The sequence below is a fragment of the Pseudomonas sp. FW507-12TSA genome, assembly GCF_058781435.1.
This window is the reverse complement of record NZ_JBYSWT010000025.1, coordinates 1-26,716: the sequence shown is the minus strand read 5'-3', so window position 1 is coordinate 26,716 and position 26,716 is coordinate 1. Positions and strand designations below refer to the sequence as shown.

Here is a 26,716-nt window from a genome sequence, read left to right as displayed (position 1 = left end):
GCATGACCTCGCTGAACCTCCTCGACCTGGCCTGGAGCCCCCTGGGCCAGGGCCACTGCCACCACCAGTTCCAACTGCGTGAGGCCAACCTGCACGTGCAGGCCGGGGAGTTCGTCGGCCTGATCGGGCCCAATGGCAGCGGCAAGACCAGCCTGCTGCGCTGTGCCTATCGCTTCAGCAAGCCGCAGCAGGGCGAGGTGCAACTGGCCCACCAGAGTGTCTGGAAGCAGTCGCCACGCTGGTGCGCACAACGCATCGCCGTGGTGCTCCAGGAGTTTCCCGATGCCTTCGGCCTCACCGTGCAGGAAGTGGTCGCCATGGGCCGCACCCCGCACAAGGGCCTGTTCGACGGCGACACCCGGCACGACCATGCCATCGCCCGCGAGGCCCTGGAATCCGTAGGCCTGCTGGGCTTCGAGGAGCATGCCTTCGCGACCCTGTCGGGCGGGGAAAAACAACGGGTGATCCTGGCCCGGGCCCTGGCCCAGCAACCGCAGTTGCTGATTCTCGACGAGCCGACCAACCACCTCGACCCGCGCTACCAGCTGGAACTGCTGCAACGGGTCAAGCGCCTGGGCATCGGCACCCTGGCCAGCATCCACGACCTGAACCTGGCCGCGGCCTTCTGCGACCGGTTGTACGTCCTCGACCATGGACGCATCGTCGCCAGCGGCACTCCCGGCGAAGTGCTCACCGTCGAGTTGCTGCGCAACGTCTTCGGCGTCGAGGCGCTGATCGATGCCCACCCCCTGTCCGGCTACCCACGAATCACCTGGATCACCCAACCATGACCTTGCGCTCCCTGCTTCGCTCCGGCCTGCTCCTGGCCCTGTCACTGGGGGCCGCCCAGGCCTTCGCCGAGGCCACCCGCTACTCATTGACCATCACCAGCTGCAACCGCGAAGTGACCTTCAAGCAAGCGCCCAGGCATGCCCTGAGCCACGACATCAACATGACCCAGATGATGCTCGCCCTGGGGCTCAAATCGCGCATGGTGGGCTACAGCGGAGTCAGTGGCTGGAAGGCCGTGACCCCACAGATGAGTGTCCTGCTGGACGGCCTGCCGGAGCTGGCGGCCAAGTACCCGTCGGTGGAGACCCTGCTCAATGCCAACGTCGACTTCCTGTTCGCCGGCTGGGACTACGGCATGCGCGTGGGCGGCGACCTGACCCCGCAGACCCTGGCGCCCCTGGGCATCAATGTCTATGAGTTGACCGAGTCCTGCGCGTTCGTGATGAAGCGTCCGGCCGCCAGCCTCGACGACACCTACAACGACCTGCGCAACCTCGGCCGGATCTTCGACGTGCAGGATCGCGCCAATGCGCTGATCGCCCAGATGCAGGAGCAGGTGGCCCAGGTGCAACAGGACCTGCCCGCGGAAAAACCCCGGGTACTCCTCTACGACAGCGGCGAAGACCGGGCCATGACCTCCGGCCGCCTGGGCATGCCCCAGGCGCTGATCGACGCCGCCGGCGGGCGCAACATCCTCGACGACGTCGAGGCCAGCTGGACCCGGGTCAACTGGGAGACCGTGGTGGAGCGCAATCCGCAAGTGATCGTCATCGTCGACTACAGCGAAGTCACCGCCGAGCAGAAGCAGCGGTTCCTGCTGGACAACCCGGCGCTGCAAGGCGTCGACGCCATCAAGAACCAGCGCTTCATCGTCATCCCCTATGTGCAGGCCACCCCGGGCATCGACAACGTGCTGGCGGTGGAAACCCTGGCCAAGGGTTTCCACGGCGAATGACTACACGTCGCTACAGCTGGCTGCTCTTGACCCTCGCCGGCCTGCTCCTGGTCTCTTGCGTGCTGTCCCTGGGCTTCGGCCCGGCGCGGGTGCCAGTGGACGTGGTGGGCCGCATCCTGCTGCACAAGACCCTGGGCCTGGGCGAGGTGGACTGGAGTCCCGGCCAGGAACATATCGTCTGGCTGATCCGCGTACCGCGCATGCTCCTGGGAGCGCTGGTGGGCGCCGGGCTGGCGTTGATCGGCGCGGTGCTGCAAGCGGTGACCCGCAACCCGCTGGCCGACCCGCACCTGCTGGGCGTCACCTCCGGCGCCACCCTGGGCGCGGTGATCGTGGTCCTGCACGTGGGGCAGGTCATCGGCCTGCTGACCCTGCCCCTGGCCGCCTTCATCGGCGCCGTGGCGAGCATGATCCTGGTGCTGGGCATCGCCGCCCGCAGCGGTCGCCTGGACAGCGACCGCCTGCTGCTATGCGGGGTGGCGGTGTCGTTCGTGATGATGGCGGTGGCCAACCTGCTGCTGTTCATGGGCGACCACCGGGCCAGCTCGGCGGTGATGTTCTGGATGCTCGGCGGCCTGGGCCTGGCGCGCTGGGAGCTGCTGGCGATTCCCGCGATCAGCGTGCTCCTCGGGTTGCTGTTGCTGCTGGGCATGGCCCGGCCATTGAACGCCCTGATGGCCGGCGAGCAGACCGCCGTGACCCTGGGCCTGAACGCGCGCAACGTGCGCCTGAAGGTATTCCTGATCGCCTCGCTGATGACCGGCGTGCTGGTGTCCATCAGCGGCTCCATCGGCTTCGTCGGGCTGATGGTGCCGCACATCGCCCGGCGCCTGGTGGGTGCCGAACACCGTCGATTGCTGCCGGCCTGCGTGCTGCTGGGCAGCCTGTTCCTGGTGTGGGTGGACGTTGCCGCGCGAACCCTGATCGCCCCCGAGGACCTGCCCATCGGCGTGGCCACCGCGGCCATCGGCGGCTTGTTCTTCATCGGCCTGATGCGCCGGCGCTGAGCCCAATATCTGGAGGCAGGAACCGGCTTGCCGGTGCCTGCACAAACCAGCCGCATCACTGGCAGCGATGCATTAAGATCTCGCCCTTCGGTCTCTCAGGATGAGTCTCATGCTTAAAACTGCGCTCCTGGCCTTGCTGCTTGGCACCTCCCTTGGCGCCGTGGCCGGCACCTCCGTCGATGTCTCGAAAATCTACGGCAACATCCAGTTCGTCAACAGCTTCCCCGACTACAAGGTCAAGGTGGTGAACTCCTTTCCCGATTTGAACGTGAAGCAGGTCAACGCCTTTGCCGACGCGCCGGGCAAGTGGAAGGTCGTCGACAGTTTTCCCGATTACAAGATCCAGATCGTCGACTCCTTTCCTGATTTCACCATCAAATATGTCGACTCCTTCCCCGGCGTAAATTAAGGCTCTGCGCCGCTCGCCGCTGCCGCCCAGCGGCAGCACCACAATGAAGCACCCGCGCGCACCAGCCCTTGCCCAAGCCTCGTCTTGGGGCATCACCGCCCCTACTCTTGCTGTTAAAGCAACGTTTCCATGCCTTGGCCAACCCGGCACACCCCTTGCAAAACACCCTTCACTCGTTCGCATCTACCTCTTAAAAATCCAAGAGTTCACGGAGATCGCACAATGAAGCGTCGTAGCTTGCTTAAGGCTTTCACCCTCTCGACCGCTCTTGCCACCCTGGGCCTGACCTGGACCGCCCAGGCCGCCGAGACCATCAAGGTGGGCATCCTGCATTCGCTGTCGGGCACCATGGCGATCTCCGAGACCTCGCTCAAGGACATGGCCCTGATGACCATCGACGAGATCAACGCCAAGGGCGGAGTCAACGGCAAGCAACTGGAGGCGGTGGTGGTGGACCCGGCCTCCAATTGGCCGCTGTTCGCCGAGAAGGGCCGGCAGTTGCTGAGCCAGGACAAGGTCGCGGTGGTGTTCGGCTGCTGGACCTCGGTCTCGCGCAAATCGGTGCTGCCGGTGTTCGAGGAGCTCAACGGCCTGTTGTTCTACCCGGTGCAATACGAGGGCGAGGAAATGTCGCCCAACGTGTTCTACACCGGCGCGGCGCCGAACCAGCAGGCGATCCCGGCGGTGGAATACCTGATGAGCGAAGACGGCGGCAGCGCCAAGCGCTTCTTCCTGCTGGGCACCGACTACGTCTACCCACGCACCACCAACAAGATCCTGCGTTCGTTCCTGCACGCCAAGGGCGTGGCCGACAAGGACATCGAGGAGGTCTACACCCCGTTCGGCCACAGCGACTACCAGACCATCGTCGCCAGCATCAAGAAGTTCGCCGCCGGCGGCAAGACTGCGGTGATCTCCACGGTCAACGGCGACTCCAACGTGCCCTTCTACAAGGAGTTGGCCAACCAGGGCCTGAAGGCCACCGAGGTGCCGGTGGTGGCCTTCTCCGTGGGCGAGGAAGAACTGCGCGGCATCGACACCAGGCCACTGGTGGGCAACCTCGCCGCCTGGAACTACTTCGAGTCGGTGGATAAGCCGGTGAACCAGAAATTCGTCGCCGCCTGGAAGGCCTACGCCAAGGCCAAGAACCTGCCGGGGGCCGACAAGGCGGTGACCAACGACCCGATGGAAGCCACCTACGTGGGCATCCACATGTGGGCCCAGGCCGTGGAGAAGGCCAAGTCCACCGATGTCGACAAGGTCCGCGAGGCCCTGGCCGGTCAGACCTTCGCCGCGCCTTCGGGCTACACCCTGACCATGGACCCGAGCAACCACCACCTGCACAAGCCGGTGATGATCGGCGAGATCCAGCCCGACGGTCAGTTCAACGTGGTCTGGCAGACCGCAGGCCCGGTCCGCGCCCAGCCCTGGAGCCCCTACATCCCGGGCAACGACAAGAAGCCGGACTACGCGGTGAAGAGCAACTGAGCAGCGTATCCATTCCTCTGTAGGAGCGAGCGGGCGGCGATCCGACTTGCCCGCGATAGCGGTGTACCAGACCCAGCGCTATCGCGGGCAAGGACTAGGCGCCCCTGCCCCTACAAGGTTCCCTGTTGTATCCAAGGACGTGACCATGTCGCTTTATCGCCTGCTTATGGCCTGCCTCCTGCTGTTGCCGATCGCCGCCCATGCCGGTGACGCCGAAGACTTTGTCGCGGCCAATTCCAACCAGCAAGCGCAACTGCTGGAAGCCTGGGCCGCCCAGCCCGATCCGGCGCGCCTCGCCTTGCTCGCCAGCCTGCAGCAAGGCCAACTGACGCTGGATGGCCAGGCCAAGCCCCTGCGCTTGAACAACCGCTTGCGCGGCTTGATCGACACCGCCCTGGCCAGCCACCAACTGCTGGCCCCTGACCCCGGCGCCCGCCTGGACGGCGCCCGGCAACTGCAAAAGAGCGCCAAACCGGCGCAGTTGAAGTTCCTCGACACACGGCTGGCCGCCGAGCAGGACCCAGGCGTGCACGACGCCCTGAGCCTGGCCCTGGCCAACCTGCAACTGGTGGACAGCGACCCGTCCGTACGCCTGGCCGCGGTACGCCTGCTGGGCGAGAGCGGCGAGCCACTGGCCCGTACCCGTCTCGAAGGCCTGCTGGAAGCGGGGGCGGAGAGCGACGCCGGCGTGCGCACCGCCGCGCAAACCAGCCTGGCCCAGGTCAAGCGCAAGCTGCTGGTGGGCGAGGTGCTCGGCCAGGCCTTCAGCGGCCTGTCCCTGGGTTCGATCCTGCTGCTGGCGGCCCTGGGCCTGGCGATCACCTTCGGCCTCCTGGGGGTGATCAACATGGCCCACGGCGAGATGCTGATGCTCGGCGCCTACGCCACCTACGTGGTGCAATCGCTGTTGCAGCGCTACCTGCCCCAGGCCATGGAGTACTACCCATTGCTGGCCCTGCCGGTGGCATTCCTGGTCACCGCCAGCATCGGCATGGCCCTGGAGCGCACCGTGATCCGCCATCTCTATGGCCGCCCGCTGGAGACCCTGCTGGCGACCTGGGGCATCAGCCTGATCCTGATCCAGTTGGTGCGCCTGCTGTTTGGCGCGCAGAACGTCGAAGTCGCGAACCCGGCCTGGCTCTCCGGCGGTATCCAGGTACTGCCCAACCTGGTGCTGCCCTACAACCGCCTGGCAATCATCGGTTTCGCCCTGGCCGTGGTGCTGCTGACCTGGCTGCTGCTGAACCGGACCCGGCTGGGGCTGAACGTGCGCGCGGTGACCCAGAACCGCAACATGGCCGCCTGCTGCGGGGTGCCCACCGGCCGGGTGGACATGCTCGCCTTCGGCCTGGGCTCGGGCATCGCCGGCCTGGGTGGCGTGGCCCTGAGCCAGATCGGCAACGTCGGCCCGGAGTTGGGCCAGGGCTACATCATCGACTCGTTCCTGGTGGTGGTGGCAGGCGGCGTCGGGCAGCTGGCCGGCAGCATCCTGGCGGCCTTCGGCCTGGGGATCGCCAACAAGATCCTCGAGCCGGCGATCGGCGCCGTGCTGGGCAAGATCCTGATCCTGGGGTTGATCATCCTGTTCATCCAGAAACGCCCACAAGGACTCTTCGCCCTGAAAGGCCGGGTGGTCGACTAGCCGGCAGATGCTCACGCCCATTGACGAACGAGCCGTCGCCTCGCTGGCGGCGGCCCCGAGAAGGAACACCAATATGTTTGCCCGCAGCCCGCTCGAAACCGCCCGTACCGCCATCGCGGCAGCCGCCCGGTGCACTGCACCCTTCGTCGCGAGCACACTGCGATGAACCAGCCACTGCTCATCACCGCCAGCCAGAAGGCCGGGCCCAGGGTCATCATCAGCGTCGGCGCCCTGCTGCTCCTGGTGCTGCTGGCCCTGCCACTGCTGGCGCTGTTGCCGGCGGACAATCCACTGCACGTCTCGGCCTATACCCTGACCCTGGTGGGCAAGATCCTCTGCTACGCCGTGGTCGCCCTGGCCCTGGACCTGGTCTGGGGTTATGCCGGCCTGCTGTCGCTGGGGCATGGCTTGTTCTTCGCCCTGGGGGGCTACGCCATGGGCATGTACCTGATGCGCCAGGCCGCGGGCGACGGCCTGCCAGCGTTCATGACGTTCTTGTCGTGGAGCGAGTTGCCCTGGTACTGGGCCGGCACCGAGCACTTCCTCTGGGCCTTGTGCCTGGTGGTGCTGGCGCCGGGGCTCTTGGCCCTGGCGTTCGGTTTCTTCGCCTTTCGCTCGCGAATCAAGGGCGTGTATTTCTCGATCATGACCCAGGCCCTGACCTTCGCCGCGATGCTGCTGTTCTTTCGCAACGAGACCGGTTTTGGTGGCAACAACGGCTTTACCAATTTCCGCAGCATCCTGGGCTTCGGCATCACCGAGCCCGGCACCCGGGCGGCGTTGTTCCTGGCCACGCTGGCGTTGCTGGTGGCCAGCCTGTACCTGGGCTGGCGCCTGTCGCGAAGCAAGTTCGGCCGAGTATTGACTGCGCTGCGCGATGCCGAGAACCGCCTGATGTTCTGCGGCTACGACCCTCGCGGCTTCAAGCTCTTCGTCTGGGTCCTGAGCGCGGTGCTGTGCGGCCTGGCCGGGGCCCTGTACGTGCCCCAGGTGGGCATCATCAACCCCGGCGAAATGTCCCCGACCAACTCCATCGAGGCCGCTGTCTGGGTCGCCCTGGGCGGACGCGGCACGCTGGTCGGTCCGCTGCTCGGCGCCGGCCTGGTCAATGGCATGAAGAGCTGGTTCACCGTGGCCTTCCCGGAATACTGGCTGTTCTTCCTGGGCGCGCTGTTCATCGTGGTGACCCTGTACCTGCCCAAGGGTGTGATCGGCCTGTTCAAGCACAGGGGTGAATCATGAGAATCACGGCAACGGTGGACTACATGCTCGAACCCATTCTCGACAGCGCCCAGGATGCCGGCAGCGGCCGCGATGCCATCGGCCTCGGCCAAGCCGCGGGCAAGGGCCTGGACACCCGCCATGGCACCATCCTGACCCTGGAGGACATCAGCGTCAGCTTCGATGGCTTCAAGGCCCTCAACGACCTGAACCTGTATATCGGCGTCGGCGAGCTGCGCTGCATCATCGGCCCCAACGGCGCCGGCAAGACCACCCTGATGGACGTGATCACCGGCAAGACCCGCCCCACCCGGGGCAAGGCCTGGTTCGGCGAGACCCTGGACCTGACCCGCTTGAGCGAGGTGCAGATCGCCCAGGCCGGAATCGGCCGCAAATTCCAGAAGCCCACGGTGTTCGAGGCCCTGAGCGTGTTCGAGAACCTGGAACTGGCCTACCGCACCGACAAGTCGGTATGGGCCTGCCTCGGCGCGCGCCTGGGCAGCGAACAGCAGGATCGCATCGCCCAGGTGCTGGACACCATTCGCCTGGCCAGCTCGGCTCGGCGCCCGGCCGGCTTGCTGTCCCACGGCCAGAAGCAGTTCCTGGAGATCGGCATGTTGCTGGTGCAGGAGCCTCGACTGCTGTTGCTCGACGAACCGGTGGCGGGCATGACCGACGCCGAGACCGAGTTCACCGCCGAGCTGTTCAAGGGCCTGGCCGGCCAGCACTCGCTGATGGTGGTGGAGCACGACATGGGCTTCGTCGGCGCGATCGCCGACCACGTCACCGTGCTGCACCAAGGCAGCGTGCTGGCCGAGGGCTCCCTGGAGCAGGTGCAGGAAAACGAGCGGGTGATCGAGGTCTACCTCGGGAGATAGGCGCAAAAGCAAGCTTCAAGCAAGAAGCCAAAGCCAAAGCCAAAGCCAAAGCCAAAGCCAAAGCCAAAGCCAAAGCCAAAGCCAAAGCCAAAACGTACACCGTCCCGCTCTTACTTGCAGCTTGCAGCTAACCGCTTGCATCTGCCGTTTTGCTACTGCCCGGAGGGCTTCCATGCTGCAAGTCGACAAGCTTCACCAGTACTACGGCGGTAGCCACATCCTGCGCGGGCTGAGCTTCGAGGCCAGGGTCGGCGAAGTCACTTGCCTGCTCGGGCGCAACGGGGTGGGCAAGACCACCTTGCTCAAATGCCTGATGGGCCTGCTGCCGGCCAGGGACGGTGCGGTTACCTGGGAAGGCCGGACCATCACCGGCGACAAGCCGCACCAGCGGGTCCATGCCGGCATCGCCTACGTGCCCCAGGGGCGGGAGATCTTCGCCCGCCTGAGTGTGGAGGAGAACCTGCTGATGGGGCTTTCACGCTTCGCGGCGCATGAAGCCCGGGAGGTGCCGGCCTTCATCTACGAACTGTTCCCGGTGCTGCAGCAGATGAAGCAACGCCGGGGCGGCGATCTTTCCGGCGGCCAGCAGCAACAACTGGCCATCGGCCGGGCGCTGGCCAGTCGCCCGCGCTTGCTGATCCTCGATGAACCCACCGAAGGCATCCAGCCCTCGGTGATCAAGGAGATCGGCGCGGTGATCCGCCAACTGGCGGCCCGGGGCGACATGGCGATCCTGCTGGTGGAGCAGTTCTATGATTTTGCCGCCGAACTGGCGGACCACTACCTGGTGATGTCCCGCGGGGAAATCATCCAGCAGGGCCGGGGTGAAAATATGCAGGCCGACGGTGTACGCGGCCTGGTTACGATCTAATCTGTAGCCTCCTAACAATATCGATTGCCCATGAACTCACCTGCCGCCCACGCCCTGTTCACCCCCAGCTGGCACGCCGAGCTGGAGCTGGCCTATGCCTGTACCGGCAACGCCACGCGCCCGGTGCTGCGCCGCCACCAGGGCCCGCTGCGGGTGCAGAAGCACCTGTATGCCGAAGGCCCGCAGGTCTGCCAGCACATCATCGTCCACCCTCCGGGAGGCATTGCCGGTGGCGACCGCCTGGCCATCCGCGCCCGGGTCGATAGCGGCGCCTGGGCCCAGTTGACCAGCCCCGGGGCGGCCAAGTGGTACCGCGCCGCCAGCCCCGCCAGCCAGCTCCTGGAACTTGCGGTGGCGCCAGGAGCGACCCTGGAATGGCTGCCCCAGGAAACCATAGTCTTCAGCGCCGCCCAGGCCGAACTGACGACCCGCATCGAACTGCATGGCGATGCCCGGTTGTGCTACTGGGACATCGTCGCCCTCGGACGCCCGGCCAGTGGCGAGCGCTTCGCCCAAGGGCACTTCCAGGCCCACCTGGATATTCGTCGCGATGGCCGGCCGCTGTGGCATGAGCGCCAGCGCATCAGCGGCGGCGACGGCTTGCTCGACTCCCCGGTCGGCCTCGACGGCCAGCCGGTGTTCGCTACCTTGCTGGTCACCGGCGAGATCGATGCCCAACTGCTGGAACGTTGCCGCGCGCTGGAGCACCCGGTACGCGGCGACCTGAGCCAGTTGCCGGGCCTGTTGCTGGCGCGCTGCCTGGCCAGCGAAGCCTTGCAGGCCCGGGCCTGGCTGATGGACCTGTGGTGCTTGTTGCGCCCGGCACTGCTGGGACGCGCTGCCGTACCACCAAGGATCTGGAACACATGAACCGCCCCTTTTCCTTCAACTGCCCGACCACGGACCGACCACGATGGACCTGACCCCACGCGAAAAAGACAAGCTGCTGATCTTCACCGCCGGCCTGGTAGCCGAACGACGCCTGGCCCGTGGCCTCAAGCTGAACTACCCGGAGGCCATGGCCTACCTCTGCGCGGCTCTGCTCGAAGGCGCCCGTGATGGCCAGAGCGTGGCCGAGCTGATGCACTACGGCACCACCCTGCTCAGCCGCGAGCAGGTGATGGAGGGTATTGCGGAAATGATTCCGGAGGTCCAGGTAGAAGCCACCTTCGTCGATGGGACCAAGCTGGTCACCGTCCACCAGCCCATCGCCTGAGGAGCGCCCATGACGTATCAGATCCGTGACGCGGTGCACGCCGACTTGCCGGCGATCCGCGATATCTACAACGACGCCGTGCTCAATACCACCGCGATCTGGAACGAGACCCCGGTGGACCTGGATAACCGCCTGGCCTGGTTCAGCGCCCGCCAGGCCCAGGGTTATCCGGTGCTGGTGGTGGTCGACAGCGCAGGGCAGGTACTGGGCTACGCTTCGTTCGGTGACTGGCGGCCCTTCGATGGGTTTCGCCACAGCGTCGAGCATTCGGTCTACGTGCGCAGCGACCAGCGCGGCAACGGCCTGGGCCCAAAGTTGATGGAGGTGCTGCTCGAACGCGCCCGCGCCTGCCACAAGCACGTGGTGGTGGCCGCCATCGAAAGCGGCAATGGCGCCTCGATCCGCCTGCATGAACGCCTGGGCTTCATCACCACCGGACAGATGCCCCAGGTGGGCACCAAGTTCGGACGCTGGCTGGACCTGACCTTCATGCAACTGATCCTCAACCCCGGGGCACAACCACCCGCCCCTCACAAGGAGTGACACTTCGATGAACGCCGGCCAACTGCGACGGGTCCATGGAGAAAGCTTTGCCCACTACCGCCAGGGCTTGATCGAACTGCTGTTCGACTCGGTCCACCATGGCGCGTCCATCGGCTTCATGGCCGACCTCGACGACAGCCAGGCCCAGGCCTATGTCGCCGACGTGCAGGCTGGTGTCGAGAACGGCAGCCTGCTGCTATGGGTGGTGGTCGATGAGGAAAAGGTCCTGGCCAGCGTGCAACTGGCGCTGTGCATGAAGGCCAACGGGCGCAACCGGGCCGAAGTGCAGAAGCTCCAGGTCCTGCATGGCGCCCGGCGCCGGGGCCTGGGCCAGCAGTTGATGAACGTCCTGGAACAGGCCGCGCGCCATCTCAAGCGTGGCCTGCTGTACCTGGACACCGAGGCCGGTTCGCCCGCCGAGGAGTTCTACCGGGCCCAGGGTTATACCCGGGTGGGCGAGCTGCCCAATTACTGCCAGGGCCCGGACGGCCGCCACAGCCCGACCGCCATCTACTTCAAGACCCTGGAGCAACCCCTGTGATCCCTGGCCAGTACCAGATCCTGCCCGGCGACATCGAACTCAACGCCGGGCGCCGCATCCTGGCGCTGAATGTGGCCAACAGCGGCGACCGGCCGATCCAGGTCGGCTCCCACTATCACTTCTTCGAAACCAACGACGCTCTGGTCTTCGACCGTGCCGCCAGCCGCGGCATGCGCCTGAACATCGCCGCCGGCACCGCGGTGCGCTTCGAACCGGGGCAGACCCGGGAAGTCGAGCTTGTCGATCTGGCTGGGTTGCGGCGAATTTACGGGTTCGCGGGACGAATCATGGGCGATCTTTAAAGATCAGCTTCAAGCTGCGAGCCACAAGCTGCAAGAAAGAGCAGTGCGGTGGCTCTGGGCGGCTTTCTTTTACTTGTAGCTTGCAGCTTATGGCTTGCAGCTCTGTTCCGAGGAACGAGGAATGCGCATTTCCCGCGAGGCTTATGCCGACATGTTCGGTCCCACGGTGGGCGACAAGGTCCGACTGGCCGATACCGAGCTGTGGATCGAGGTAGAGAAGGACTTCACCACCTACGGTGAAGAGGTGAAGTTCGGCGGTGGCAAGGTGATCCGCGACGGCATGGGCCAGGGCCAGCTGCTGGCGGCCGAGGTGGTGGACACCCTGATCACCAATGCCCTGATCATCGATCACTGGGGCATCGTCAAGGCCGACGTCGGCTTGAAGGACGGGCGTATCGCCGCCATCGGCAAGGCCGGCAACCCGGATATCCAGCCCGACGTGACCATCGCCATCGGCGCCAGCACCGAGGTGATCGCCGGCGAAGGCATGTTGCTCACCGCTGGCGGTGTCGACACCCATATCCACTTCATCTGCCCACAGCAGATCGAAGAGGCGCTGATGAGCGGCGTCACCACCATGATCGGCGGCGGCACCGGGCCGGCCACCGGGACCAACGCCACCACTTGCACCCCGGGGCCCTGGCACATGGCGCGCATGCTCCAGGCCGCCGACGCCTTCCCCATGAACATCGGCTTCACCGGCAAGGGCAACGCCAGCCTGCCGGGGCCGCTGGTGGAGCAGGTACGGGCCGGGGCCATCGGCCTCAAGTTGCACGAAGACTGGGGCAGCACCCCGGCCAGCATCGACAACTGCCTGAGCGTGGCCGACGAATACGACGTGCAGGTGGCGATCCACACCGACACCCTGAACGAGTCGGGCTTCGTCGAGACCACCCTCGGTGCCTTCAAGGGCCGCACCATCCACACCTACCACACCGAAGGCGCCGGTGGCGGCCATGCGCCGGATATCATCAAGGCCTGCGGTTTTTCCAACGTGCTGCCCAGCTCCACCAACCCGACGCGGCCCTTCACCCGCAACACCATCGACGAACACCTGGACATGCTCATGGTCTGCCATCACCTGGACCCGAGCATCGCCGAGGACGTGGCCTTCGCCGAAAGCCGCATCCGCCGGGAAACCATCGCCGCCGAGGACATCCTCCATGACCTGGGGGCATTCTCGATGATCAGCTCCGACAGCCAGGCCATGGGCCGGGTCGGCGAGGTGGTGACCCGCACCTGGCAGACCGCCGACAAGATGCTGCGCCAGCGCGGGCCATTGCCGGGCGACGGGCCGGGCAACAGCAATTTCCGGGTCAAGCGCTACATCGCCAAGTACACCATCAACCCGGCCATCACCCACGGCATCAGCCATGAGGTAGGTTCCATCGAAGTGGGCAAGTGGGCCGACCTGGTGCTCTGGCGCCCGGCGTTCTTCGGGGTCAAGCCGAGCCTGATCCTCAAGGGCGGGGCCATCGCCGCGAGCCTGATGGGCGATGCCAACGCGTCGATCCCGACTCCCCAGCCGGTGCACTACCGACCGATGTTCGCCAGCTTCGCCGGCAGCCGCCATGCCACCAGCCTGACCTTCATCAGCCAGGCGGCGCTGGATGCCGGGGTGCCGGAGCAATTGGGCTTGAAGAAGCGCATCGCCGTGGCCAAGGGCTGTCGCAGCGTGCGCAAGGGCGACCTGATCCACAACGACTACCTGCCGCAGATCGAGGTCGACCCACAGACCTACCAGGTCAAGGCCGATGGCGTGCTGCTGTGGTGCGAACCGGCGGATGTACTGCCCATGGCCCAGCGCTACTTCCTGTTCTAGCCGCTGTCGAGCGCAGCGAGGCTGCGCACGGGCGCGCAGCGGTCGCAAAGGAGGATTCACGAGGATCGGAACTGTACGCAGCGCCCGCAATTGCGCCGAATCGACGAGGACTGCGTCCTGGGTCGCAGCTTCGCTGGCGCTCGGCAGCGGCTACAACATTCGGCAGATACAGCCGTGGGGCCGGTCAATCCACCAGCAGGCGACCCAGGCGTTGCCTGAGCATGCGGTTTTCGGCGCGCAGTTGCTGCACCTCTTCGAGCAGGTCCAGCGCCAGGGCGACGCCTTCCCATTCCAGGTCCAGTTCGCGGTGCAACTTCGCCGCGCGCTTGGCCAGGGACAATTCATGATCGTTGAATCGCCACTCCTTGGGCGCGCGGCCCTGAGGTTCGAGGATGCCGTGCTCGACGATTTCGATCACGTAGGCCGCCGACAGGTCGGCCACTTCACAGAATTCTTCCATGTCCAGCTGAACGATCAGGGTGCTCATGATCAGCGCCTCCTAGTGTCGAATCAGAATTGTTCCCGTGGGTCGAACGCCGCCTTCTTCGCCAGCTCCTGCCACAAGGCCCTGGCCTCGTCGCTGGTGTGCTTGGGCATCACCGCCTTGAGCTGCACGAACAGGTAGCCGCGTTGGCCGGCCTTGTTCAGCAGGCCGTGGCCCTTGGCACGCATGCGCTGGCCGTTCTGGCTGCCGGCAGGCACCTTGAGGTTGATCTTGCCGGTCAGGGTCGGCACCGCGACCTCGGTACCCAGCGCCAGCTCCCAGGGTGCCAGCGGCAGGGTGATGATCAGGTTCTCGCCCTCGACATCGAACTTCGGATGGGGCGCGAAACGAATGGTCAGGTACAGGTCGCCATTGGCCCCGCCACCGACGCCCGGAGCACCCTGGCCCTTGAGGCGGATACGCTCGCCATCGGTGACCCCGGCCGGGATCTTCACGTTCAGGCTCTTGCTGGTGTTGCTCACATGCTGGCCGGACGCATTGTATTGCGGCACCTGGAAACTGATCTTCTTGGACTCGGTCGACAGGGTTTCTTCGAGAAAGATCGGCAGTTCCATTTCCACATCCTGTCCGCGACGGCCGCTGCTGCGACGCTGTTCCGGGCCGCCGAATCCTGGCCCCCGGTTACCAAAGATCGAACTGAAGAAGTCCGAGAAATCCCCACCGCCACCGCCGCCGAAGCCACCACGGCTCTGCCAGCCCGGTGGCCCCTGGAACGGCTGGCCATGCTGGCCGTACTTGCGCAGGTCGTCGTACTCGGCGCGCTTGTCGGCGCTCTTGAGCGCCTCGTAGGCTTCCGAGGCGTCCTTGAACTTGGCCTCGGCATCCTTTTCCTTACTGACGTCGGGGTGGTACTTGCGCGCCAGCTTGCGATAGGCGGCCTTGATCGCCTTGTCGTCCGCTGTCGGCTCCACGCCGAGAATCTTGTAATAGTCTTTGAAGTCCATCGAGGGAATCACCATCCGTTATCGAAGTCGCGCGGCGTGCAGCACAGCTGGACCGGTCTGGCAGCATGAGAATCGACCCGTCTCGATTCTCTGACTGAACGGCGCATCAGAAGTTTATCGGCAGCCGCCGGCGGATCTTGCGATCTCTTGTGGCTACCAGGCTCATGCCTGCAAGTTTGGGGGTCAAGGATAGTCTTTCAAGACGAAGCCAGTGACGAATTAGCAGATATCCGGCCTTTGCAACGGCGGGCGACTGGCGTACGCTGCGCGGCCGTTTTTTTGACCGGAACTGGAAAGACATGAACAACGCCTCCCCGGCCCGCGGCTGCGGCATCGACTTCGGCACCTCCAACTCCACCGTCGGCTGGTTGCGCCCCGGGCAAGAGACGCTGATCGCCCTGGAGGACGACAAGATCACCCTGCCGTCGGTGGTGTTCTTCAATATCGAGGAGCGTCGTCCGGTCTATGGCCGCCTGGCCCTGCACGAGTACCTGGAAGGCTACGAAGGCCGCCTGATGCGCTCGCTGAAAAGCCTGCTGGGCTCCAAGCTGATCAAGCACGACACCAGCGTGCTGGGCACGGCCATGCCGTTCAAGGATCTCCTGGGACTGTTCATCGGCCAGCTCAAGAGCCGCGCCGAAGCCACCGCCGGTCGGGAATTCACCGAAGTGGTGCTTGGTCGCCCGGTGTTCTTCGTCGATGACGATGCCGCCGCCGACCAGGAAGCCGAAGACACCCTGGTGGAAGTGGCGCGCAAGGTCGGCTTCAAGGACGTGTCCTTCCAGTACGAACCCATTGCCGCGGCCTTCGACTACGAGTCCAGCATCGAGCGCGAGGAGCTGGTGCTGATCGTCGACATCGGCGGTGGTACCTCGGACTTCTCCCTGGTGCGCCTGTCCCCCGAGCGCCGTGGCGTCGACAACCGCCACGACGACATCCTCGCCACCGGCGGCGTGCATGTGGGTGGTACCGACTTCGACAAGCAACTGTCCCTGGCCGGGGTGATGCCGTTGTTCGGTTATGGCAGCCGGATGAAAAGCGGCGCCTACATGCCCACCAGCCACCACATGAACCTGGCGACCTGGCACACCATCAACTCGGTGTATTCGCAGAAGTCCCAGCTGGCCCTGGGCAGCATGCGCTACGACATCGAGGACACTGGCGGCATCGACCGGCTGTTCAAGCTGATCGAGCAACGTGCCGGCCACTGGCTGGCCATGGAAGTGGAAGAAACCAAGATCCAGCTGACCCACGCCGACCAACGCCTGGTGCCCCTGGACCGCATCGAGCGCGACCTGAGCGTCGACCTCACCCGGGCCCTGTTCGAGTCGTCCATCGACAACCTGCTGGAGCGCATCCGTGCCAGCGTCACCCAACTGCTCGGCGATGCCAATGTCAGCGTGGACCAGGTCGACACGGTGTTCTTCACCGGTGGTTCCAGCGGCATTCCAGCCCTGCGCCAGAGCGTGGCGGCCATGCTGCCCAATGCCCGGCACGTGGAAGGCAACATCTTCGGCAGCATCGGCAGCGGCCTGGCCATCGAGGCCAAGAAGCGCTACGGATAAAAACAGCGGCAAGCTTCAAGCGGCAAGCCACAAGTAAGAGCAAGAGCAAGAGCGCAGTCGGCTTTAGCTTGCAACTTGCGGCTGCCGTCCTAAACCAGGCCCGCCTGCTTCAATTCGCTTTTCAGGTAGGCGTAGTAGATCGGTCCTGCCACCACCCCCGGCAGGCCGAACGCCGCTTCGAACACCAGCATCGCCAGCAGCAGCTCCCAGGACTTGGCGCTGATCTGCCCACCGACGATCCGTGCATTGAGGAAGTATTCCAGCTTGTGGATCACGATCAGGTAGCCCAGGGCCGCCACCGCCACCCAGATCGACAGTGACAGGCCGACGATGGTGATCAGGGTGTTGGAGATCAGGTTACCGATCACCGGCAGCAGCCCCAGCAGGAAGGTCAGCACGATCAGGGTCTTGGTCAGCGGCAGCTTGACCCCGAACATCGGCAGCACCAGGGCCAGGAAGATCCCGGTGAAGAAGGTGTTGAGCAGGGAAATCTTGATCTGCGCGAAGACGATGTTGCGAAACGCCTGGACCAGCAGGTGCAGGCGGTCGAACAGGGCCGCCGCCAGGGGCTTGCGCTTGGTCAGGTCGGGAATGCGCTGCAAGGCGATGATCGCCCCCAGCACCATGCCGATCAGTAGCGTCACGAACATGTGCGCCGCGTCCTTGCCCACCAGTTGCAGCTCGCTCAGGTGCTTGCTGGCCCAGGCGCCGATGGCCGCCTGGAACTCGGCAGCGCTGGCCGGCAGGTAGGAGTCGAGGAACGGCGGCAGCTGGCCCCGGGCCTTGTCCACCACCAGCATGAACTTGCCCAGCGAGGCGCCGGGGTTCTCCGCTTCATGCAACAGGAAACTGATGGCCCCGGCGAACAGCAGGGTCAGCAGGCTGACCACCAGGGTGCCGAGCAGGGCCACCGCCAGCCAGCGCGCGCGCCGGCCCTCGATCAGGCGCTGCAGTTGCGGGGTGAGCATGTTCACCAGTTCGAACACCAACAAGCCCGCCAGCAGGCTGGGCAGCAAGCGCAGCGGCAGGGCCAGCAGCAGGCCGCCAAAGATGATGATCCAACTGATGAACAACAGGTGACGCTGTGAAAACGTTGGCATACAGCCTCAAGACAGACAGCGGGAAAAGACCCGCAGTCTGCCAGCCTTCACCCCGCAGGAATAGTGCCGGACGCCCTGCGGGAGCCTGCTCGCAGCCTACCTGCGGACTGTGACAGCCGAGGTTCAGCCAGCCGTTGAAGACGCCCGGAGGGTCATTGGTAGCGGCTGATGAACGAGTACCTGAGGCCCGCCGCTTCGGCGCTGGCCTGCATCTGCCGGGACTGCTCTGGCTCACCGACGAAGAGCAGCCAGACGCCGGGAAAACGCTGCTCGCTCAGCGCCCCACCGACGATAGCCTGGTCCAGGGCCGGGCTGGCCCCGAAGATCACCACCCGGGCGCCGCCGCTGGCAGCAGCCTGGGCGAACAGCTCACGCACATTCATACGATCCTGCCCGCCTCCCGCCGCGATCGTCACACGATCGGCCAGCAGGCCGTGGCTGTTGATCCGGGTAACCAGTAACGAAGGCGGCTGGTCGGTGGCCTGGCCCTGCCGCGACATCAGGCCCGCTACTTCGGCCAGCACCGCTTCCTGGCTCTTTGGCGCCGGTTGCGAAGCACAACCACCCATTACCAGGAGCAACCCGGTGATCATCAAGTACTTATGCATGTTCATTTCCTTATGTCGTCAGATGGCGTCGGTGCCTTGAGATCAGGCAAGGGCACGTCGTAGCCGCAGTAGTGCAACTCGGTGAGGGTCAGGCGTTTATCCGGATAATCGCTGCCCCAGGGCAGTCCTTGGTCGTAGCGAGACTTCGCATGAGCGCAGATCTCCTGCAACTTGCGTTGCGATGCTGCCAGCACCGACTCCGGCAAGGGATTGATCTTCAAGCTGTGGAAAAATGGCAGGATAAAGGTCTGGTCCAGATCGTAACCCTTGGCGCCCAGAGGCATGCGCTGCCCGGCATGCACATAGAACGGTTGCTTGAGACCACTCTCGCCCTCCCAGCACCAGTACTTGACCTCATCCTCCTGCAGCCCTACCGCCTGGCCCTTCCACGAATCGTAGAATCGCAGGCACTGATATCCCCCGCGGGTGACCCAGTCCACCTGGTTGGGCTTGAACCCGCTCCCCGGTAATGCCAGCGCGGCCAGCTTGGCCTTGGCGAACACATCCTTGGGATACAGCAGGCCATCACCCTTGCCACTTAGGAAGCTGTCGACTCCCATGTAAAGCGACCCCGCCGTGACCTGGACATTCCCATAGACGAATGTGCCCGAGGTCCCGACGGACAGCGCATCATCGCCTTTGCGGTAAGTAAAACCGCTACTGAGCGTTCCACACTCCGCATGCCGCAAAGGCTCCGGCAGATCGAAGGAGTAACGCTGGGTCAGGGTGACGCGCTTCGCCCCTTCGGTACACAACATCCGCGAATCGAGGCGCTGGTTCTCGTAGACCAGGGACGGCTTGCCGCAACCACTCAACAGCAGCATCGACAAGCAGGCCCCCAGTATTTTGTTCAAACTCATAGGTTGTTGGTCTTGTTCGCAGGATCCGGGATGCGCCCATGGTTGCCGTTGGCGTCGATCAACGTCGGCGTAATGTAGCGCGAGTTGCCCTTGAACTGGTCCTGCAAGGCATTGGGCTTGTCGCCACACAAGGCCTTGGACACGCACAGGTAGTTCGAGTGGGGACTGGAGGCCTGGAACAACTGGGTACTGGTGGCCAAGGAGCCGAAGAACCGGGCCACAGGCTCGGAGGAGTGCGCAGCGTTGAAACCCAGGAAGTCCGAAACCGTATCGGTAACCGGCAACATCCCGAAGAAGGTCTTCGAATTAGGGCGGTTCACCTGGAAGAAAGCTCCATCCTCGATGTTGAAACCGGCATCCTTGGCTGCCTGGAAGAAGTCCGCCGAGGCGACCGGAGCTCCGGAAAGCTGGATGCTGCCGACCTTGCCATTGAGATTGAAGTCCACTCCCGAAATGGCCCGGTAGGTCAACAGCCCCCCTTGGCTGTGGCCGGTAATGTCGAGCTTGAACTTGTCATCGACACCGGCCTGGAAGAAGTCGTGCAACTGCTGGGCAGTGCCGGAGCGCACCGTGCCTCCCAGAGCTACGTCCCACAACGACTCGACCAAGTCCCCGAGCAAGCCGTGCTCCGGGTTGTAGGCCTGGGTGAAGGTGTCCGATCCGGTCTGCATCGAGCCGTTGACCAGCGCCGCCAGCAATGAGTTCTGGATGCCGTTGGTGAAGATCGCGCCATCGCCGGCAGGTCGCTCGATCTCCATCAGGTTCGGAACCTGGGTGATCATCGGTTTGCCATCGGCATCGATCTTGATGGTCTTGCCATCGGCCTCGTACTGGTACTGGCTCTGGACCTGGTAGAAACGCATGTCACCGGTGATCAGGGTCGGGACCTGGGTGATCAGGCCGCCGTGGTTCTCCACGCCAGGCATGACACCACCGGTATATTTACCGGCCTTGTCGAGCACGGTCTCCAACAACCCTGGCACCCAGGCCAGCGGCAGCAACGACGGGTTATCGGCCACGGCCTTGTCCGCCGCGGCGGTCAGGTTGCCGTACTGGGTGAAGGCATCGGAGGCATTCTTGCCATAGTTCTTCATCCCCTCCTTCCATTGATTCAGGGTCTGCAACGGATGGCTCACCGAGTCCAGGGATGATTGCGAGACATACAGGTCGGTACGCTTCTCCTTGTCACGGGTGATTTCGTAGGCCCGGGACAGGTCGCGATTCAGGCCACTGGTGGAGTCCAAGCCGGTCTTGGCATCGTTGCGCACCACGATGCTGCCGGCGCCCACGGTGGCGCGTACCTCCTGCTCGCGGTCCTTGCGGTAGTCGTAGCCGCTGACGCTCCAGCCGGAACTGCCGGTCTTGCCCCGGCCTTCCTGGCTCTTGTCGGTGGTGAAGGCCACGTCCTTGCCGCCGGTGGCCTTGGCCCCGTCGCCAGCGCCCCAGCCGAAGGTGCCACCGGCATTCAGGTAGTAGCTGTGCTCCTTGTCTTGCCCTGCGATATCGCGAAAGCCCAGGGTGCCGGTGTCCAGCTTGAGCTTGCCGTTGTCGGCGGAAACCACCGAGCCGTCGAGCTGGGTGTGGTTCTCGGTACGGATATCCACGCCGTTCTTGCCGGTGATGCTGGTCTGCTCCTGCACCCAGTTGGTCTTGCCGGTGGTCTTGCCCAGGCCCAGGGAGCCGCTGACGCTGCCACCGCCGCCCAGGCCGATGCTCACGGTGACGCTGGCATCCATTTCCTTGCCGCTGACCTTGCCGGTGTCCGGCACCGAGGAGACCGTCAGGTCGCCACCGACCCGGCCAATGACTTCGCCACCACGCAGGGTGGCACCGGCGATAGTGGTGTCCTTGCCGCTACTAAAGCGCAGTTGGTCGCCGGCCACCAGGTTGGCGTTCTGCTGGGCCTGGCCCTCGCGCTCCAGCTTGCCCTTGCCCATGTCGACGCTGGCATAGACCGAGATGAAGTCCTTGCCGCCCAGGGCCAGGCCCACCTCGCCACCACCGCTGCGCCGCTTGGACTCGGCGCTGGAGTCGTTCTGCGCCGCGCGAATGGTCAGGTCCTTGCCGGCACTGAGGTCGATGTCGCGTCCCGACTGCACCTGGGTGCCCACCAGGGTCAGGTTGTCCTTGGCCTCGAGGCTGACGTCGCGCCCAGCCAGGAGCACCGATGGCGTGCTAGTGCCCTGGCTCATTTGCTCGCTCGCCGTGCCATGGCTGCCACCGATCCCGGCGCGAGCGCTACCGCCGCCACTCTGACCGTTGATACCGGTCTGGCTTCGGCTGTTCTTGCGCTCTTCAGCCACCGAACCACGGGCCACATCGACGGTGATATCACGTCCGGCCAGGGTGATGTCGCGCCCGGCATCGAAGTGCCCGCCGCGGATGCTGATGTCGTTGCCGGCCACCGCACTGATATCGCGCCCGGCACCCAGGCTGCTCGGGCTATTGCCGTGGGTCTCCTGCCGCGAGCTGCTGGACTGGCTGGACGAGCCAAAGTGGGTAGCCGTGGTGGGACCCGAGGTGAACTGGTTGATCGCGTCCACGGTGCTCAGCACGCTGGACGCCTTGCTCACGTTGTCCTGGCCTTTACCGGTGCCCTTGAGGGCGTCCATGGTATTGCCGAAGTTATGGCTGACATTGACCGTCAGGCCATTGCGCTCACGGCTTTTGCTGTGTTCCTCGATGAAGGTTTCCTTGCCGGCGTCGATGTTGATGTCATGCCCGGCTTGCAGGTTGAGATCACGCTTGGCATCCACCCGCGAACCTTCCATGGTCAAGTCGCGACCAGCCTTGATGGTCGCATCCTGTCCGGCCAGCAACTGGCTCGGCGCCACGGTTTCCTGGGCATCACGGGATTTTTTCTTGAGGGCCTCATTGCCCAGGAATGCAGTGACGCCATTGCGATCGCTCTGCAGGCTCACGCCCGTGTGTTTCTCGGACTTCCAGTGGCTCTGGTCCTGACTGTTGCTGCCGGCCAGGACATTGATGTCGCGCCCCGCGCCGACGTTGAGGTTACGTTCGGCGGCCGCGCTGCTGCCGATCATGTTCACGTCCCGGGCCGCCTGCAGGGTAGTGTCGCGCCCGGCACTGACCAGGCTGCCGACACTCTGGCTCTGCTGCTGTTCCTGCCCCGACTTCTTCGACGAGGCAATGGAGACCAAGCCTCCAGAGGTGGAAAGGCCCACCTTGCTCTTGTACTTCTCGCTCTGGCTGCTGGAGGTGTTGGCCGCGTCCATCAGGTTGATGTCGCCGTTCTTGTCCACCAGCCCGGCCCGCACCTCGGCATCGCGCTTGGCCTCCACGGAGCTGGCCGAGAGGTTGACGTTGGTCCCGGCGATGATCACCGCATCGTTGCCGGCGCTGAGCTCGCTGCCCACCTGGGTGGTGCTGCTGGAGTTGCGGCTATTGCCGCTCTTGCTCAAACCGAAGCTGCCTTTCTTCTTCTGGCTGTAGGAGCTTTCCTGGTGCTCCTGGGCCGAAACCAGGCTGACATCGTGGGTGGCGCCAACCAACAGGTCGTTGCCGGCCTTGAGCTGGCTGCCGACCACTGTGACGTCATGCCCGCCGTTGAGGCTGATGCGTCCGTCCTTATCCTGGCTGACGTTGACCATCAGGTCGTGCCCGGCACTGATTTGCGAGGCCACATTGGTAGTCGAGGAGTCGGCACTGCGCGTGGTCTTGCTCTTGCCCCAGGAGCCCTTTTTCTTCTGCTGGAACGTCGAGGACTGCTCGTCCTGGGCCGAAGCTATGACCATGTCGCGCTTGGCATTGAGCGACAGGTCATGACCGGCATCGACCTTGCTCGCCACCACTGCCAGATCGCGTCCGGCATCGAGTTGCAGATTGCCGCCAGCACTCACGCTGGAGCCCAGGGTCTGCACCGTGTCCTTGGTCACCAGGCCACGGCGGATGGCGCTCTGGGTGAAGGTATGGTCCTGCACCGCCAGCAGGTCGATGTCGCGCCCGGCACTGAGCTTGGCATCGCCGGCGCTGGCGATCTGGCCCTTGTTGGTGAGGTCGCGGCCGGCGCTGAGGTCGAGCTTCTGCCGGGCGCTGATCTGGCTGCCCTGGTCGAGGATGGTCCGGCTGCCGGAGCCATAGCCCACCGCTACCGCCGTACGGTCGTTGAGGATGTCGCCCTTGATGGCGCTGACGCTGACCTGGTTGCCGCGGATCTCTCCGGCCAGGGCGTTGCGCACGCTGTCCTGGGTCATCAGGCTGACGCGCTCGTTGGCTTCGATCAGGCCGCCCTGGTAGAGGCTGCCCCCGGCGTTCACGTTCAGGTCGTTGCTGGCGCGCAAGGTACCGACGTTGCTCAGGTCGCCCCCGGCGATCAGGTGCATGTCGCGCCCCTGTACCAGGCTGGCGCCGCGCAGGTTGCGACTTTCCGCCTGGGCCAGGTACAGCACCGGCACCAGCACGTTCTCGCCCTGCACTTCGCGGGTTTCCATCCACACGATGTCGTGGGTCAGCGAAGCCACCTGCGCCGGAGTCAGGGACACACCGACACTGAGCTTGAGCTGGTCCCTGGAAGCGATGGCGTTGTCCATCAGGTAGCGATACTGGTCGTAGTCGCTGGTCAATCCGGCGGCCAGGAAGCGTTGCCCGGTCTGGGCCAGCACCGCATCACGGATCATCCGGGTCTCATAGAGCCCGTCGCCCAGGCGGCGCCAGGTCTTGTCGTCGTTGTAGCTCAAGTGGCCGAGCATGTAGTCCGAGCTCATGAAGCGCGAGAGGTCGGTAAAGGTCGGGTTGGTCTCGATCAAGTAGCGGCCTTGCGGGTTCTGGCTCTTGACGAACAGGCCGTATTCACCCTGGGGCACGCGGAAGCTGGAAAGCGATGTCGGGTCCACGGCGGCAAAAGGTACGCCGGCGAAGTCCACCGGAACGAAAGTGACCTGGGTCGTGCCATCGGCGGCGACCCGCTCGACTCGCTGCACGTCCTTGGCCACCTGGTTGGCGGCGGCGGAGCTCTGCGCGTTGACCGTGATCACCTGGCCGCCTACCTGGGACAGGCTGTTCTGCAGTGTCTGGCCGGTGAGTTGAGCCCGGGACTGCTGGCTCAATACACCATTTTCCAGGTTGCCGCTGACGTTCAGGTCCAGGCGTTGTCCGGCCTGCAGGGTAGCGGCGTACGCAGTCTGGGTACCCGGGCGAACCACGGTATGGGGCGCAAGCTGCGGGTAGCGGGTCAACTGGCTCGGCAGCGGATCCTGCTGGTCCGGAGCACGGTTCCGGTTGCTGGCATTCCACGCATCGACAGCTCGCAAGGTGGCGCGAAACACACCTTTCTTCACGCCCAGCAAGTAGTAGGTGTTGCTTTCGATCCGCTCGTCCAGGGTCAGGCCACGGTTATAGAAGTTGTTGGCCGTGAGCGAGACATTGCGGTTGGCGGCGATCAGGCTCTGCTGGTTCTGCACGGTGTCGGCGGTGATGGTCAGGTCACGGTTGGACACCAGGCGCGCGGCCGCCGCATGGTCGCCCATGACGTCCTGGTAGGTGGTGTTGACGATGAACGTACCGGTGTGGTGACCGCCGGAACAGTCGGTGCAATTCACCTCGATGGAGCGCTTGGCCATGCTCTGGCGGGTCTTGTACCAGTCCATGGCGTTCTCCAGGGTCACCATGTTGAGGTGCATGTCACCTTCGCTCTCGATGGTCCCGGAACGGTTGCTCAACAAGCTGGCGCGGCCACCGTCGAGGGCAGCGAAACCGAGGTTGCCGACACTGTAGATGTCGCCGTAGCTGTTGTTCAGGCTGTTGCCCCGCAGAAGCATGTCGGCACCGCTGTAGATCAGGCTATCGGCGCTGTTGCCGATGCCATTGCCGGAGCGCAGTTGCACCTGGCCCAGGGCGCCGAGGGTGCCACGGTTGTTGATCTGCGCCGCCGAGGTGTAGAGGTTCTGGCTGGCGATCAGCCGGCCGAGGTTGTCCAGGGTGCCACGCAGGTTCAGCTCGGTATCGCCGCCACTGGCGATGCGCCCGCCATTCTGGTTCAGGTCGCCAGCCCCTACGGTCAGCTTGCCCCGGGCCGACAACAGGCCGCTGTTGTTCAGGTTGCCGCCCAGGTCCAGGGTCAGGTAGCCATCGCTGGCCAGTTCGCCAGCGTTGTTCAGAGTCGCGGCGCCCAGGCGCAGGCCGCTGGCGCTGGCGATGCGGTCGCCGGCGTTGAGCGTGAGGTCGCCGCCGGTGCTCAGGTCCAGCGCACCGTTGAGCTGCATCAGCCCACTACGATCCAAGGCACCGATATCCCAGTCTCCATGGCCCAGGCCGGTGATGCGCCCCTGGGCGCCGGATAGCGCACCCAGGTCGAGCTTGAACAGGCCGGTACCGGCATGTTCGACACCACCACCGATGTTGCTCAATTGCCCGGCACTCAGTGCCAGGGCGCTGGAACCCAGGGCGAGGCTGCCGCCCTGGTTGTTCAGGACGCCGCCCAGGGTGATCCGGCTCTGCTCGCCAGCCAGGGCCCGGACGCGACCGCCGGCGCTGTTGTCGAGGTTGCCGCCCAGCAGTAGCAGGGAACCGGCCGACTCCATCAGGCCACCCTGGTTGTAGAGGTTGGCCGCAGCATTCAGGTCCAGCTGCTGGGCACTGATCTGGCCGCCCAGGCGGTTGTCGATAACCTGCCCGGTGCTTTTGAGCAGGCCATTGGCGTAGAGCTTGCCCGCCTGGTTGGTCAGGCGGTCCACCACCAGCTTGAGGGTGCCGGCCTGGCTGCTGACCAGACCGCCCTTGCCGTCCAGGGCGCTGTTGTCCAAGACTCCGGCAGTCACGCCCAGGGATGCGCCCTGTACGGTGCCACCCTGGTTGTCGAGGGTGCCCTGGCCCAGGGCGATCTCGCCATGGCCGTCCTTGGCCAGGACCAGGCCCTGGCTGTTCTTCAGGCTGTCACCCACCAGGCTCAAGCCATCGGCGCCGGCCTGCAGTTGCCCCTGGCGGTTGTCCAGGGTCGTGCCCTGGACCTCGAGGCGCTTGCCCTTGAGCGTACCGCCCTGGTTGTCCAGCAGCGCCAACTGGCTGGCGCGCAGCTTCTGCTCGGCGGCATCGATGGTGCCGCCGCGGTTGTCCAGTACGCCATTGTTCAGGTCCAGCTCCACGGCACCGGCCTTGGCCACCACCGCGCCCTCGGCGCTGTTGTCCAGGCCTGCGGCGTCAATCCCGACGCTGTTACCCAACAGCACCCCGCCGGCGTTGTTCAACTGGCCACCGCTCAGTTGCAGATGGCCGTCGCTTTGCAGGCGGCCCTGGCTGTTGAACAGTTGGCCTGGGGTCGCGCCGTCGGCCTCCAGGGTCAGTTTCAGGCCATCGCTGCCCGCCGCCAGCAGGCCGGCTTCGCGGTTGTCCAGGCGCTGGGCGCCAATGGCCAGGCGATCCCCCACCAACTGCCCGCCACGGTTATCCAGCACGCCATGGCTGCTGACTTGCACCTGGTTGCCCACCACCT

Annotated in this window: 21 protein-coding genes and 1 pseudogene; 16 read left to right on the top strand and 6 right to left on the bottom strand. The window is 64.9% G+C overall.

Annotated features, from left to right (window positions below; translation table 11 throughout):
• The first annotated feature begins 2 nt into the window (after nt 1-2).
• The 15 genes from AC3WK8_RS22015 (at nt 3) to ureC (ending at nt 13,687) form a co-directional block, all read left to right on the top strand.
• Nucleotides 3-791 (top strand): ABC transporter ATP-binding protein, encoded by a 789-nt coding sequence (locus AC3WK8_RS22015; RefSeq protein ID WP_103325880.1) that lies wholly within the window; start codon nt 3-5, stop codon nt 789-791.
• On the top strand, nt 788-1,747 hold the full coding sequence (locus tag AC3WK8_RS22010; RefSeq protein ID WP_103325881.1) for an ABC transporter substrate-binding protein: 960 nt from the start codon (nt 788-790) through the stop codon (nt 1,745-1,747). The genes AC3WK8_RS22015 and AC3WK8_RS22010 overlap by 4 nt, the downstream gene beginning before the upstream one ends.
• Nucleotides 1,744-2,754 (top strand): FecCD family ABC transporter permease, encoded by a 1,011-nt coding sequence (locus AC3WK8_RS22005; protein WP_085595418.1) that lies wholly within the window; start codon nt 1,744-1,746, stop codon nt 2,752-2,754. Before AC3WK8_RS22010 ends, AC3WK8_RS22005 begins: the two co-directional genes overlap by 4 nt.
• Before the next feature lie 109 nt (nt 2,755-2,863).
• Nucleotides 2,864-3,163, top strand: coding sequence for a 7(1) septoil knot domain-containing protein (locus AC3WK8_RS22000; protein WP_085595420.1), 300 nt, complete (start codon nt 2,864-2,866; stop codon nt 3,161-3,163).
• Nucleotides 3,164-3,385: 222 nt separating this feature from the next.
• Nucleotides 3,386-4,651 carry an urea ABC transporter substrate-binding protein gene (urtA, locus tag AC3WK8_RS21995; protein ID WP_103325882.1) on the top strand — a complete coding sequence of 422 codons (1,266 nt, stop codon included), beginning with the start codon at nt 3,386-3,388 and terminating at the stop codon, nt 4,649-4,651.
• Nucleotides 4,652-4,796: 145 nt separating this feature from the next.
• Nucleotides 4,797-6,293 carry an urea ABC transporter permease subunit UrtB gene (urtB, locus tag AC3WK8_RS21990; protein ID WP_219738421.1) on the top strand — a complete coding sequence of 499 codons (1,497 nt, stop codon included), beginning with the start codon at nt 4,797-4,799 and terminating at the stop codon, nt 6,291-6,293.
• 162 nt (nt 6,294-6,455) lie between these two features.
• Entirely contained in the window at nt 6,456-7,535 is a 1,080-nt protein-coding gene (urtC, locus tag AC3WK8_RS21985; RefSeq protein ID WP_085595426.1) for an urea ABC transporter permease subunit UrtC, read from the top strand.
• Nucleotides 7,532-8,392, top strand: coding sequence for an urea ABC transporter ATP-binding protein UrtD (gene urtD, locus AC3WK8_RS21980; RefSeq protein ID WP_053132290.1), 861 nt, complete (start codon nt 7,532-7,534; stop codon nt 8,390-8,392). Before urtC ends, urtD begins: the two co-directional genes overlap by 4 nt.
• A 172-nt stretch (nt 8,393-8,564) precedes the next feature.
• A complete protein-coding gene (gene urtE / locus AC3WK8_RS21975) occupies nt 8,565-9,263 on the top strand; it encodes an urea ABC transporter ATP-binding subunit UrtE (RefSeq protein WP_022642028.1) in 699 nt (232 codons plus the stop codon).
• A 30-nt stretch (nt 9,264-9,293) separates the two neighbouring features.
• Nucleotides 9,294-10,133 (top strand): urease accessory protein UreD, encoded by an 840-nt coding sequence (locus AC3WK8_RS21970; RefSeq protein ID WP_103325884.1) that lies wholly within the window; start codon nt 9,294-9,296, stop codon nt 10,131-10,133.
• Nucleotides 10,134-10,176: 43 nt separating this feature from the next.
• Nucleotides 10,177-10,479 (top strand): urease subunit gamma, encoded by a 303-nt coding sequence (locus AC3WK8_RS21965; RefSeq protein WP_022642026.1) that lies wholly within the window; start codon nt 10,177-10,179, stop codon nt 10,477-10,479.
• A 9-nt stretch (nt 10,480-10,488) separates the two neighbouring features.
• Nucleotides 10,489-11,022, top strand: a complete 534-nt coding sequence (locus AC3WK8_RS21960) for a GNAT family N-acetyltransferase (protein ID WP_103325885.1) — start codon at nt 10,489-10,491, stop codon at nt 11,020-11,022.
• 7 nt (nt 11,023-11,029) lie between these two features.
• Nucleotides 11,030-11,563, top strand: coding sequence for a GNAT family N-acetyltransferase (locus AC3WK8_RS21955; RefSeq protein WP_103325886.1), 534 nt, complete (start codon nt 11,030-11,032; stop codon nt 11,561-11,563).
• The gene (locus AC3WK8_RS21950) at nt 11,560-11,865 is read left to right on the top strand and encodes an urease subunit beta (protein WP_103325887.1); all 306 of its coding nucleotides are present in this window, start codon (nt 11,560-11,562) and stop codon (nt 11,863-11,865) included. Before AC3WK8_RS21955 ends, AC3WK8_RS21950 begins: the two co-directional genes overlap by 4 nt.
• A 121-nt stretch (nt 11,866-11,986) precedes the next feature.
• Nucleotides 11,987-13,687, top strand: coding sequence for an urease subunit alpha (ureC, locus tag AC3WK8_RS21945; protein ID WP_085595438.1), 1,701 nt, complete (start codon nt 11,987-11,989; stop codon nt 13,685-13,687).
• A 184-nt stretch (nt 13,688-13,871) separates the two neighbouring features.
• Here ureC and AC3WK8_RS21940 read toward each other — a convergent pair whose 3' ends face one another.
• On the bottom strand, nt 13,872-14,177 hold the full coding sequence (locus AC3WK8_RS21940; protein WP_031320783.1) for a chaperone modulator CbpM: 306 nt from the start codon (nt 14,175-14,177) through the stop codon (nt 13,872-13,874).
• 20 nt (nt 14,178-14,197) lie between these two features.
• Nucleotides 14,198-15,136 carry a DnaJ C-terminal domain-containing protein gene (locus tag AC3WK8_RS21935; protein WP_022642020.1) on the bottom strand — a complete coding sequence of 313 codons (939 nt, stop codon included), beginning with the start codon at nt 15,134-15,136 and terminating at the stop codon, nt 14,198-14,200.
• 299 nt (nt 15,137-15,435) lie between these two features.
• On the opposite strand from AC3WK8_RS21935, the gene AC3WK8_RS21930 reads away from it, so the two are divergent.
• Nucleotides 15,436-16,701 carry an Hsp70 family protein gene (locus AC3WK8_RS21930; protein ID WP_103325888.1) on the top strand — a complete coding sequence of 422 codons (1,266 nt, stop codon included), beginning with the start codon at nt 15,436-15,438 and terminating at the stop codon, nt 16,699-16,701.
• Nucleotides 16,702-16,790: 89 nt separating this feature from the next.
• On the opposite strand, the gene AC3WK8_RS21925 is transcribed toward AC3WK8_RS21930, so the two are convergent.
• From AC3WK8_RS21925 to AC3WK8_RS21910, 4 genes and pseudogenes are all read right to left on the bottom strand, one after another.
• The gene (locus AC3WK8_RS21925; RefSeq protein WP_031320782.1) at nt 16,791-17,801 is read right to left on the bottom strand and encodes an AI-2E family transporter; all 1,011 of its coding nucleotides are present in this window, start codon (nt 17,799-17,801) and stop codon (nt 16,791-16,793) included.
• 152 nt (nt 17,802-17,953) lie between these two features.
• Nucleotides 17,954-18,409 (bottom strand): hypothetical protein, encoded by a 456-nt coding sequence (locus tag AC3WK8_RS21920; RefSeq protein ID WP_085595442.1) that lies wholly within the window; start codon nt 18,407-18,409, stop codon nt 17,954-17,956.
• A 2-nt stretch (nt 18,410-18,411) separates the two neighbouring features.
• The gene (locus AC3WK8_RS21915; RefSeq protein WP_256592338.1) at nt 18,412-19,269 is read right to left on the bottom strand and encodes a hypothetical protein; all 858 of its coding nucleotides are present in this window, start codon (nt 19,267-19,269) and stop codon (nt 18,412-18,414) included.
• Nucleotides 19,266-26,699: pseudogene (locus tag AC3WK8_RS21910) on the bottom strand (hemagglutinin repeat-containing protein); the annotation flags it as partial. The gene AC3WK8_RS21915 and the pseudogene AC3WK8_RS21910, both read right to left, overlap by 4 nt.
• Nucleotides 26,700-26,716 lie beyond the last annotated feature (17 nt).